General features: G+C 68.8%; 1 protein-coding gene. It reads right to left on the minus strand.

The window, feature by feature from the left end; genetic code table 11:
- Positions 1-98: 98 nt before the first annotated feature.
- Positions 99-1286 carry a cytochrome P450 gene (locus AC559T_RS12765; protein WP_498868839.1) on the minus strand — a complete coding sequence of 396 codons (1188 nt, stop codon included), beginning with the start codon at positions 1284-1286 and terminating at the stop codon, positions 99-101.
- Between the last annotated feature and the right edge of the window lie 157 nt (positions 1287-1443).

Consider the following 1443-nt stretch of genomic DNA (forward strand, 5'->3'; position numbering starts at 1 on the left):
CAGGACTCCCTCAGCGGGCTGGCCACGTGCCGGCCGCGCCTTCATGGCATCGGATGATCGGTAGGTCGGATGATCGGTGGGGATGAATCTGTACGGGCCTATACGACGATCGGGAGCTTCTCGTAGCCGCGGACGGTGCTGGTGTGCAGCCGTGCCGCGTTGTCCCGGTCGACCTCCCAGGTCGGGAAGCGGCGCAGGGTCTCCTCCAGCGCGATACGCCCCTCCATCCGGGCGAGCGCCGCACCCAGGCAGAAGTGCGCGCCGCGGCCGAACGCGACATGACTGTCGACCCGCCGCCTGATGTCGTAGCGGTCGGGGTCGGCGTACCTGCGTTCGTCACGCCCGGCGGACGCGGTCAGCAGGATGATCTTCGACCGGGCCGGGATGGTGGTGCCGTGCAGTTCGACGTCCCGGGTGGTGACGCGGCCCTGGACGGGGGACGGCGACTCGTAGCGCAGCGTCTCCTCGACCGCGTTCCCCAGCAGCGACGGGTCGGCGGCCAGCTCCGCGCGCTGGTCGGGGTGCGTCTCGAGCACGTCGCACGCCCAGCCGAGCAGCCGGGCCACGGTCTCGGTACCGGCGGCCACGAGCAGCGCGGTGAAGTCGGCCGCCTCGGAGGTGGTGAGGCGACGGGTCCCCTCGTCGGTGGCGATCTCCGCCTGCACGAGCGCCGTCATCATGTCGTCCCTGGGCGCGGCCCGCCGCGACTCCAGCTGTTCGGACAGATAGGCGTGGAACTTGGCGGACGCCGCCATCGAGATGTCGTTGACCATCCCCTTCTCCGGATCAAGGTGGAAGGTCTGGTCGATCGTGTGGCGGATCTCCTCGCGGTCGGCCGGGTCCACCCCGATCAGCTGGGAGATCACCATCGACGGGAGCAGTGCGGCGAAGTCCTGGATGTAGTCGAACCCGCCACCGCCGACCTGCCGGTCCAGCAGCTCCGCGCAGATCTCGCGGATGTGGCCTTCGAGCCCACCGACCCGACGCGGCGTGAACGCCCTGGAGACCAGCACCCGCATCGTCGTGTGGATCGGCGGGTCCATGAAGATTATCTGCCCGGTCTTCAGCGGCTCGGGCGCCATGAGTTCAAGAACCGTGCCGTACGCCGAGCTGTACGTGGCGCTGTCCAGATGGGCCGCGTCGACGTCCGCGAACCGGGACAGGGCGTAGAAGTCCATTTTCTCGTTGCGGTACACGGGTGCCTCGTCCCGCATCCGGTGCCAGATCGGATGCGGGTCGACGTGGAACTCCCGGTCGAACGGGTCCCAGTACAGATCTTCTGTCACGGGTGACGGGCCTTTCTTCGTAGGACCCGGATTCGGCGGGAAGCACCGCTCGGGCGGGTGGCGCGGCTTCTCGTTGTCTCGCCGGCCGCGTGGCGGTGGATCAGGTGGTCTGTCGCTGCGCGTAGAGGCGGGCCCATTCCTTGCGGGAGCGGATGGT

Source organism: Frankia sp. Hr75.2 (genome assembly GCF_949319125.1).
GTDB classification, from domain to species: domain Bacteria; phylum Actinomycetota; class Actinomycetes; order Frankiales; family Frankiaceae; genus Parafrankia; species Parafrankia soli.